The organism is Aurantiacibacter xanthus (assembly GCF_003584015.1).
Taxonomy (GTDB): domain Bacteria; phylum Pseudomonadota; class Alphaproteobacteria; order Sphingomonadales; family Sphingomonadaceae; genus Alteraurantiacibacter; species Alteraurantiacibacter xanthus.
Map to the genome: position 1 here is coordinate 20,377 of NZ_QXFM01000025.1, position 9,247 is coordinate 29,623.

Here is a 9,247-nt window from a genome sequence, read left to right on the forward strand (position 1 = left end):
GCCTGCTCCTGTTCTCAGGCGAGGTCGGCGCGGTCGAGGCCGAAGGCCTTGTCCGCCGATCCCGGTACGGAGCGGAACGCAATGGAAGCGCGGTTCCAGGCGTTGATGACCATGACCATATAGGTAAGATCGACCAGTTCCCGCTCCGAGAAATGCTTGCGCGCTTCGTTATAGACATCGTCCGGCACGCCTTCGGGTGACAGGCGCGTCACCGCTTCCGTCCATGCCAGCGCCGCGCGCTCGCGTTCATCGAACAGAGGCGATTCTCGCCATATGGCGACATGATGTAGCCGCAGCGGGCGTTCGCCCTGAAGGGTGGCTTCTTTGATATGCATATCCACGCAGAAGGCGCAGCCGTTCAATTGCGAAGCGCGAATCTCGGCGAGAGAGAGAATTGCCTTCTCCACCGCGCCCTTCTTCACTGCCAGGGTTAGCTCGGTAAGCTTCGCCGTGAGTTCGGGATGTTGCTTCAGATGGTCCAGGCGCTGTGACATGACTTGCTCCTCAAGTGTTGATGCAAGCCTTGACGACACAGCACGCCGCGATGTGACATTGGATGAGAATTAATCTGGCGCGAATGCCGCGCGGTGATGCTCCAGACGGTGGCACACGGCAGTTGCTCGGTAATATGAACCGATGGCAGCTATCGGAAGCCAATGACTGATGCGCCAATGGCGGCTCTGTCGGCGTCAGCAGCTTCTCTCAGTTCTGGAAATGCAACTCTTCGGTCAGAAGTGCAACGAGTTCGGCAGCGGGCAAGGGGCGTGACAGTGGCGCGCCCTGTCCAGCCCATTGCGCTGCATATCCGGTCTCGTCAGCCGCCTTCGCTGCCGCAATCAGCGCTTTGCCCGCGTCGTAAGTCATCGGGTAGCCGGGATGCGGCAGGCCGACGCTCTCGCCCCATTGCGTAAAGCGGTTCGACAGACCCCGAGCAGGTCGTCCCGAAATGGCGGAGGTCATGACCGTGTTCAAAGCACGAGGACCGGCCAGTGCCTCGCGATAGGCAGCATCGGCACTGGTTTCCGGACAGGCGACAAAGGCCGTGCCTAACTGGGCAGCGATAGCGCCGAGTTCCAGCACGGCGCGGATGCCGTGTCCATCCATGATCCCGCCTGCAGCAATGACCGGCAAGCCGCTGCGCTGAGCCAGTAATCGGGTCAGCGCCAGCGTTCCAAGGCGAGCGTCGGGCGCGTCGGGATCGAAGACCCCGCGATGGCCTCCAGCCTCCCAGCCCTGGGCAACGACCGCGTCGATCCCTGCTGACCTCGCGGCCTGCGCCTCGTCGAGGTTTGTGGCAGTGGCCAGCAGCGTGCATCCTGCCTCCTTGAGCGCAGCGATCCGCCCGGCATCGGGCAGGCCGAAATGGAAGCTGACAACAGCTGGCACGGTCTCCAATAGCAGCGCCAGCATCTCGTCGTCCTCGACGAAGCTCTTGTAGATCGGGCGAAGTGCTATTGGAGGCTGCGCTCCATGTTCATGAAACAGTGGCGCCATTGCCGTGAGCCAGGCGGCCTCGCGGGCGGCATCTTGCGCCATTGGTTGATGAACGAACACATTGACATTGAACGGACGATTGCTGAGGCCACGTAGGCCAGTGATCATCTTCCGCGCGCCGGCAGCATCGGTGGCGGCAACGCTGATAGAGCCAAGCCCGCCGGCGTTACTTACGGCGGCGGCCAGTTCGGGGGTGGACACGCCCGCCATTGGTGCCTGCACGATGGGTAGTAGTATCCCAAGGCGTTCTAGCAATGACATATTTCTACCATAGCAAAGTGACCAGAAAATGCGATGGACGTGACAGGCTGGCCTTCAGATGAACCAACGGCAAGTATTGACCGTCGACGTTGATAGCAGGAACGGCGGCTCTGTTCGCGATTGCCGACGAGAAGGATCACCCGGATCGGATGACTTGCTCTATTCGCTTCTGATCGCTCAAGATCCGGCGCCCGCTGTGCCACGCGCGAAATACTGCGCCGGCGTGCTCCCCATCACTTTCTTGAACATGGTGATGAATGCGTTGACGGACTCGTAGCCAAGCGCGGCCGCAACTGTTTGGACCGGAACTCCACCTGCCAACTCACGTAGCGCGACCACAAGGTGCAACTGCTGTCGCCAGCGACCGAAGGTCAGGCCGGTCTCACGCACCATCAGCCGCGCCAGCGATCGCTCGCTCATCGCGACGCGCTTTGCCCATTGGCTAAGCGTGCTGCGATCGGAGGGCTGCGCCGTCAGCGCGTCTGCCATGGCGCGGATTTTGGGGTGTGACGAAACGGGAAGATTGAAGCGCTCACGTGGCATCTCGGCCAGTTCGTCGAGCGCCACCCTCGCAAGCCGGGCAGCATGGCCATCTGCAGGATAGTCGCCGCGCTCACGGGCCAGCCGGTCGACCATCTCCCGGATCAGGGGAGAGATAGCCAGCGTGCAGCACTCTTGCGGAAGCCGCACGGCACCCGGCTCGACGAACAGGTAGTTCAGCCGGGCATTCTCGGTTGCCCGCGCGCTATGCGGCACACCGCCGGGAATCCACACACCGCAATTGGGCGGCACGATCCAGATGTCCCCGTCAGCTGTACAGGTGACAGCACCGTGCAATGCGATGATGAGCTGGCCCTTACGATGCCGATGCACAGGCACTTCTTCGGCATGGTCCGCGAAATCGAGCTGATAGGCAACCGCGGGCAAACGGGTCTGGTCGGGATCGAAGATGGAAACGGCTGATTTGGAGGGGAGCATGCGATTTGGCCAGATATAGTGATTATCTGTCAGCATAGTGAATTTCGCGCATTGTTGCAAACCACTATCAATAAGCCATGACTCATGGAAATATCGCGAGGTTCGGGAAAAGGGTGCCGCTCGGGCATTGGCCGGGCTCTGTCCTTGCCCTGCTTCAGAAACCCGCACTCAAGGCGGACCGCGATGCGCTGCTCTTTTCGGCGAAGAGTTTCGCTGCAGCAATGCTTGCTTATTATTTCGCGCTGCGCATCGGCTTGCCGCGCCCCTATTGGGCGGTGCTCACGGTCTACATCGTTTCGCAAACCTCGGCGGGGGCATCGCTGAGCCGCGGTGTCTATCGCCTCGCCGGAACGATCGTTGGGGCCGTGGCGACGATTGCCATCGTGCCGAATTTTGCGAACAGCCCGATGCTGTGCAGCATGATCCTCGCGGGCTGGATCGGGTTGTGCCTGTTCTTCTCGCTGCTCGATCGCACGCCGCGCGCCTATGCCTTCGTTCTGGCCGGTTATACCGCCAGCCTGATCGGCTTTCCCGGCGTCGTCGATCCCGGTGCGATCTTCGACACCGCCTCGTTGAGAGTGCAGGAGATTTCAATCGGCATCCTGTGCGCCGTGCTGGTGCATCGCTTCGTCCTGCCCAAACAAATGACCGGCGCGTTCCTCGGCAAGCTGCGCGCGACGCTGCACGATGCGCGCAAACTCGCTGGCGATGCACTCAAGGGGGAACCGGAACGGGCAATCCGCACGGATCGCTATCGGCTCAGCGCGGACCTGCTCATGCTGCAAGGGTTGGGTACGCACCTCCCCTACGACCCGGTTCCCGCTACGCCAAATAGCCGCAAGCTCCAGTTGATCCATGACCGGCTGGCCCGGCTGCTCCCCCTCGCAACCGAGGTGGAGGAGCGAATTCTCGCGCTCGAAACCGACGACGTTCTTACCGATGGCGAAGTGGAAACGCTGCGACGAGACGTCGCTGCGTGGGTTGGTCTCACCGATGTGGCAGAACGCGACCGGCAGGTCTTGCTGCTGATCGAACGCGCTAGCGCAGTTCAGATGCGGCTTGCGGATCACGATAACACGAACCGCGAATTGCTTGCCGCCAATCTTGCGGGGCATCTCGGCGAATTGGTGAGTTTGCTGCACGACTGCGACGCTCTCAGCAGCGCGATCGCGACCCGGGGCGGCAATCGGCTGCAAGAGACGATCCACTGGTCCGGGAAGGCGCGGGGCTATGTCTATCATCGCGATCCGTGGATGGCGGCGCGCACGGCGCTGGGCGCTGCGATGGGTATCTTCCTGGGTTGCGCCTTCTGGATATGGTCCGCGTGGCCGGATGGAGGTCTGGCCGTGTCGATCCTGTGCGTTGCGTGTGCGCTGTTCGGGAATGTCGATGCGCCCGCGCCGAATGTCGTTAAATACATGGTCGGATCGGTTTATGGCGTGGCGATCAGCATCGCCTATAGCTTCGTGATCCTGCCGCGCGTGAGTGATTTCGGCGTGCTTGTCGCTGTGCTCGCCCCTGCTTTCCTGTTCGGCGGTTCGCTTCAGGCACGCCCGGCGACGACGTACAAAGCGCTCGGCATCACCCTGACGATCCCAATCCTTGCGGGTCTGGGCTCGCATTACGGTGCCGACTTTGCCGAAACGCTCAACAGCGTCGTGGCGCTGTTTGTCGCGCTGTTGTTCGCGGTAGTCAGCATGGGTCTGTTCCAGACGATCGCTCCCAATGCCGCGATCAATCGGCTGCGCCGCCTGAACCGCAGGGACGTAGCGCGTCTCGCGCGCGGGGGTGGTGGTCCCAATGAAGCGGGCTGGACGAGCCTGATGGTGGACCGGACCGCGTTGCTGCTGCCACGGCTAGGCATATCGCGCCATTCCGCCGACGACGTGCTGGGAGAAACAATCCGTTATCTGCGGCTGGGACATGTCGTTGGTCAGATTTTTTCACTCAGCCAAAGCATGGGGGGTGACATTGCGCACGACCTCCACAGCCTGCTGGGCGAAATCGCGGAACATGGCGAGGCCCCGGTCGAGCCAATAGATGCGCTGGTCCGCTTGCTCAGCGAAAGCAAAGCACCCCAGCGCGAGCCATTGCTCGGTCTCCTCATCGACCTTCGTTTCGCGTTTTCGTCGGCCAAGATCACCCATTCGGAGGGTGCGGTATGATCCCCGATATCGCCATCGGTGGGGTTCTGCTCCCCGGCCTGCTGGTTCTCGCCATTGTCTCGCTTGTCCTGACGGTCGGGATACTCCGTCTGCTTGCGACTGTCGGCCTCGCCCCGCGCTTCGGGGCCAGACCTCTGCTCGAAATCGCGACCTTTACCCTCGTCTACGCGCTGCTGATGCAGTTCCTGCCGTTCGGAAATTTGTCATGAAATCGCTGTTACCCCTGTTAGGACGCTATGCTCTCACGCTCATCTTCGTCGCCATTGCCGCGCTTGTCGCGTGGCAGGCATGGACGCGCCACGAGCACACGCCCTGGACGCGCGATGGACGGGTCCGTGCCGATATCGTGCGCGTCTCAACCGACGTTGGCGGGCTTGTGACGCAGGTGGCCGTGCGCGACAACCAGCGCGTCGAGGCGGGACAACTCCTACTGGTGCTTGACCGTCCGCGCATCGCTGCGACGATCGAGCGCGCCGACGCCGCCATCGCCGAAGCACGCGCAACGCTTGACCAAGCGCGCATGGAAGCGCGGCGCGACATCGCGCTGGGCGATCTCGTCGCAACCGAGGCGCGCGAACAGAATGTCGCGAAGGTACGCACGGCACAAGCAGCCCTGAAGCGTGCACAGGCGGATCGCAACATCGCCCGCGTCGACATGCAGCGGACCGAGATCCGGGCGACGTCGAGTGGCATCATCACCAATCTCGACATTCATGCCGGCGACTATCTTGCGGCGGGAGCACAGGCCATGGCGTTGGTCGATACCTCTTCGCTTCGCATCGAAGGATATTTCGAGGAAACCAAACTCCACCATGTCGCGATCGGCGACCACGCCCGCGTCCGATTGATGGGCGACGATGCCGAAATCACCGGCCATGTCGAGAGCATCGCCGCCGCCATTGCCGACGACCAGCGCGACGAGACGGGCAATTTGTTGCCGAGGGTTGCGCCGACATTCTCCTGGGTCCGGCTCGCCCAACGCATCCCGGTGCGCATCCATATCGACCACGTGCCGCCCGGCGTCCGGTTGATCGCGGGAACGAGCGCCAGCGTGGAGATCCATCCGGTAGATGCCGAACGACCTGTGGCTGCCCAATCGCGGAGCCACTCATGAAACGCGCTCTATCCTTGCTGCCGGCCGTTTTGCTGGCCGGCTGCGTTGCAGTCCCTGACTATCAGGTGCCGAGCGAAGCCATTGCCCAGCGTTCCGAGGTTGCTGCGCCATTCCTCGGGCAAAGCGATGCCGGAGCCACCCGCCAGGATCTGCCCCCGCACTGGTGGCGGCTTTACGATAATCCCAGGCTCGATTCCTACGTTGAGGAGGCGCTTTCCGCCAATACCAATCTGCGCGTAGTCGAGGCCAATCTGCGGCGCGCCAGTGCGGTGGTGCAGGAGGCGGAGGTGGGGCGGACCGTCAGCACTACCGTTTCCGGTCAGGGGCTCGGCGCGCGTGCGCGTGGTCCAGATGCGGCGCTTCCCGGAACCTTCAGCTATGCGCTGGGGTTTGACGCTGCTTATTTGCCCGACCTTGCAGGTAGCGTCCGTCGCGGAATAGAGGCGGCCAGTGCTCAGGCCGAAGCGGCGGTGGCCGCGCGTGATCAGGTGCGGGTCGTCGTCGCCGCAGGCGTAATGCGCAGCTATGCGCGGATATGCGCCGAAAACGTGTCGCTTGCCGCAGCGCGCCGGGTCGCCGCGATCCAGCGTGAAACGCTTGGCGTGGCGGAACGACTCGCGCGCGGTGGGCGGGGTACGCGCTTCGATGTCGATCGCGCCCGCGCAGCTGCGCATTCTGCCGATGCCGCTGTGCCAGACCTTGTTGCCGAACGACGTGCTGCGCTGTTCGAACTCGCCGCGCTGATGGGCCGCCCTCCCGCCGAGTATCCCAAGGAGGCTGAGACGTGCAGCACCATTCCAACAGTTTCGCGCGCCATTCCCGTCGGCGACGGCGCGATGCTGCTCAGGCGGCGTCCCGACATCCGCGTGGCGGAGCGCAGTCTCGCCGCTGCCACTGCGTCGATCGGGGTGGCCGAGGCCGAGCTCTATCCCAGGGTCAGTTTTGGGGCATCGGCAGGAACCGCGGCACCGACCGGCCATCTCCTCGCGCCTTCATCCTTCGGCTTCAGCCTGGGGCCACTCCTGTCCTGGTCCTTCCCGAACAGGCAAGTAGTGCGCGCCCGCATTGCGCAGGCAGGTGCCGATGCCGACGCGGAACTGGCCCGCTTCGACGGGACCGTTCTTGTTGCGCTTCAACAGACCGAAACGGCCCTGTCTTCTTATGCCCGCGCACGTGATCGCCTCGAAACACTTCAAAAGGCGACGGATGCATCGGCCAGAGCCACTGCGGACGCGCAAAAGCTGCAACGCTTTGGCCGGACACCTTTCCTCGACGTGCTGACCACGCAGGCAGCCCATGCCGAGGCGCAGACCAGTCTGTCCGCCGCGCGCGCCACTCTTGTGGATCGGCAAATCGACCTGTTTCTTGCTTTGGGCGGGGGTTGGGAATGACGCAGACTGCTGATCGGTGCAACGATCTACGAAGGATGGGTTCTGGGGAGCAGGTTCAAGCCGCCGAGTGCCGGGTTTGTCGGAGGCCGCAGCCACGGCGTCTAATTCTTCCGGAGCGGCGAATTCCGACCAGACCCGGTCGTTCAGGTCGTCATCTATGAAGATCCGGTCCTGACAAAAGCGGCCGTCAGGGATTCGCGAAGCGCGCCGCCAAGAAAGCCCCATCAAACTGGCCGTTCACACTTGATTGATGGCCACCCGAATGCAGGCGCTAGTGTGTAATAGGATGCATCTTTGTGGCAGCTCTCGGGGTCAGTCTGTTGCCTCGTTCCAGTGGTGCGTACTCACTGACCCGACCCATAATTCGTGAACAACAACGCATAAACCGTCTGCCCCTGCGGCTGCCCCTCTTCCTCGCCTTCACCGAGAACTTCGATCCGCTGCCCCGCCTTCTCGAAGTAATAACTGCATTGCCCTGTGCCAGCACCGGCGCAGGCATCAGTTTCCGGGAGCGAGCAAGACGGGGCGTAGCCGCAGAACTGTCCCTCCGGCCTGGGAACTGGGCGGTAGCCAGCAGAGATTATCCGTCTGCGAACCTCCGAATAAGCCATACCTTCGCGCGCTCCTCCGATCTCGGAAGGCGGTACGGGCCCGTCAACCTTGAGCCCGGTCGTCTCCCGCACGGTGGTCGGTTGCACGTTGATGGACTCGGAGTCCGCGGTGCTCGCCTGCCTTTGCACCGGCTGAACATCAGCTTGCCGGCCGGCCGGCACGCCAGACAGTGTAATCGCGGCTGCTGGTGGTGCTTCGCAACCCGCTCGCTTTGATTCATCCACCCCGTAGCCATAGCTGATCCAGTCCACGGTAAGGCCCCGCAGTATCCGGGTGGCAGCTACCTGATCGGCCGTGCCGCATATTCCCGCGAGATCGAGTTCATACGAATAGATGTCCGAGCGACCGATGATCGCATGGGCCCACGCAGCGCTGACCTCTTGCTCTTCTCTGGTATCGATGAACGACATGAAGGAGATTTGCATCGGGTTTTCGCCTTCTTCTACACCCGAATGAAGAAACTGGATCTGCGCCGAATAATTGCGGCAGTGAGGGCTGAGACAATTCGATCGCCAAGTGCCGGCTAGGTCAGGAGGCATATCGCCAAATTCGGGCTTAGCGTCGAATTCATACCCCTCAAGGAATGGCACACCTTGAAACTTGGATTGGCAAGGCTGATCCGTCTTGAACCGCACGATCGCGATCTTGCCTTCGATCGTGGTGTAGCTGACCTGACATTCTCCGATCTGGAACGTGAGGTCGCCGTACTCATCGACTTCGGTAACCTGCTTTATCAATGCAGGGCCGAGCCGTGCCTCCAGCTCGTCGGGCGTCGCGCCCAGTACGGCAGTTGAAGTCGCGAAGTCCCAATCATCCTCGGTTTGGGAAGTGAGCACGCCACAACCCATCAGGAAGAGCAGGGGGGCGATGGGGACAAACCCCCTGATTATCTTTTGCATTCGGTTAGCAAATCCTTCGGAGAGTTAGGCAGCTGTTATCTATAACACCTGACATTTTTACTGCTTCGCTATCGTCGCATGCGCGCGAGGCCGAAATCAGTGCCATTCGGAATTTTGGCATTCGGTCATTGCTTGCCGCCGGAGACGGTCGATATAGGCTGATGCCAATCGCGGTACTTGACCGAAATCCTCGGCGACCTTGTTAGCCACACACGTGCAATAACCTTCGGGGTTCTCCCGGATCCTTTTCGGTGCGCTTGCGTAGTTTGCCACGTAGCGTCTGTCCGTCGTCAGAACATTTGGCACAACTCGCGGCGTAGATCAGCGGAGTGT

The 9,247-nt window shown here is 61.9% G+C and carries 8 protein-coding genes; 4 read left to right on the forward strand and 4 right to left on the reverse strand.

Annotated features, from left to right (window positions below; translation table 11 throughout):
* Positions 1-14 precede the first annotated feature (14 nt).
* From D2V17_RS03350 to D2V17_RS03360, 3 genes are all read right to left on the reverse strand, one after another.
* A complete protein-coding gene (locus tag D2V17_RS03350; protein ID WP_119591722.1) occupies positions 15-494 on the reverse strand; it encodes a carboxymuconolactone decarboxylase family protein in 480 nt (159 codons plus the stop codon).
* 208 nt (positions 495-702) lie between these two features.
* Positions 703-1,755: an NAD(P)H-dependent flavin oxidoreductase gene (locus tag D2V17_RS03355; RefSeq protein WP_119591723.1), complete on the reverse strand. Its 1,053-nt coding sequence runs from the start codon at positions 1,753-1,755 to the stop codon at positions 703-705.
* A 177-nt stretch (positions 1,756-1,932) separates the two neighbouring features.
* On the reverse strand, positions 1,933-2,769 hold the full coding sequence (locus D2V17_RS03360; protein ID WP_245978491.1) for an AraC family transcriptional regulator: 837 nt from the start codon (positions 2,767-2,769) through the stop codon (positions 1,933-1,935).
* Between the two features lie 77 nt (positions 2,770-2,846).
* Here D2V17_RS03360 and D2V17_RS03365 point away from each other — a divergent pair, with 77 nt between their 5' ends.
* The 4 genes from D2V17_RS03365 to D2V17_RS03380 are packed head-to-tail and all read left to right on the forward strand — an operon-like array spanning position 2,847 to position 7,403.
* A complete protein-coding gene (locus tag D2V17_RS03365) occupies positions 2,847-4,898 on the forward strand; it encodes an FUSC family protein (protein WP_220474057.1) in 2,052 nt (683 codons plus the stop codon).
* The gene (locus D2V17_RS03370) at positions 4,895-5,107 is read left to right on the forward strand and encodes a DUF1656 domain-containing protein (RefSeq protein ID WP_119591725.1); all 213 of its coding nucleotides are present in this window, start codon (positions 4,895-4,897) and stop codon (positions 5,105-5,107) included. The genes D2V17_RS03365 and D2V17_RS03370 overlap by 4 nt, the downstream gene beginning before the upstream one ends.
* Positions 5,104-6,012 (forward strand): HlyD family secretion protein, encoded by a 909-nt coding sequence (locus D2V17_RS03375; protein ID WP_119591726.1) that lies wholly within the window; start codon positions 5,104-5,106, stop codon positions 6,010-6,012. Before D2V17_RS03370 ends, D2V17_RS03375 begins: the two co-directional genes overlap by 4 nt.
* The gene (locus tag D2V17_RS03380; protein WP_119591727.1) at positions 6,009-7,403 is read left to right on the forward strand and encodes an efflux transporter outer membrane subunit; all 1,395 of its coding nucleotides are present in this window, start codon (positions 6,009-6,011) and stop codon (positions 7,401-7,403) included. The genes D2V17_RS03375 and D2V17_RS03380 overlap by 4 nt, the downstream gene beginning before the upstream one ends.
* A 344-nt stretch (positions 7,404-7,747) precedes the next feature.
* Here D2V17_RS03380 and D2V17_RS03385 read toward each other — a convergent pair whose 3' ends face one another.
* Positions 7,748-8,914 (reverse strand): hypothetical protein, encoded by a 1,167-nt coding sequence (locus D2V17_RS03385; RefSeq protein WP_119591728.1) that lies wholly within the window; start codon positions 8,912-8,914, stop codon positions 7,748-7,750.
* Between the last annotated feature and the right edge of the window lie 333 nt (positions 8,915-9,247).

Bases quoted from the DNA above. Each gene is read 5' to 3' on its own strand.
- D2V17_RS03350 (WP_119591722.1), bottom strand. From the start codon at position 494: ATGTCACAGCGCCTGGACCATCTGAAGCAACATCCCGAACTCACGGCG.
- D2V17_RS03355 (WP_119591723.1), bottom strand. From the start codon at position 1,755: ATGTCATTGCTAGAACGCCTTGGGATACTACTACCCATCGTGCAGGCA.
- D2V17_RS03360 (WP_245978491.1), bottom strand. From the start codon at position 2,769: ATGCTGACAGATAATCACTATATCTGGCCAAATCGCATGCTCCCCTCC.
- D2V17_RS03370 (WP_119591725.1), top strand. From the start codon at position 4,895: ATGATCCCCGATATCGCCATCGGTGGGGTTCTGCTCCCCGGCCTGCTG.
- D2V17_RS03375 (WP_119591726.1), top strand. From the start codon at position 5,104: ATGAAATCGCTGTTACCCCTGTTAGGACGCTATGCTCTCACGCTCATC.
- D2V17_RS03380 (WP_119591727.1), top strand. From the start codon at position 6,009: ATGAAACGCGCTCTATCCTTGCTGCCGGCCGTTTTGCTGGCCGGCTGC.
- D2V17_RS03385 (WP_119591728.1), bottom strand. From the start codon at position 8,914: ATGCAAAAGATAATCAGGGGGTTTGTCCCCATCGCCCCCCTGCTCTTC.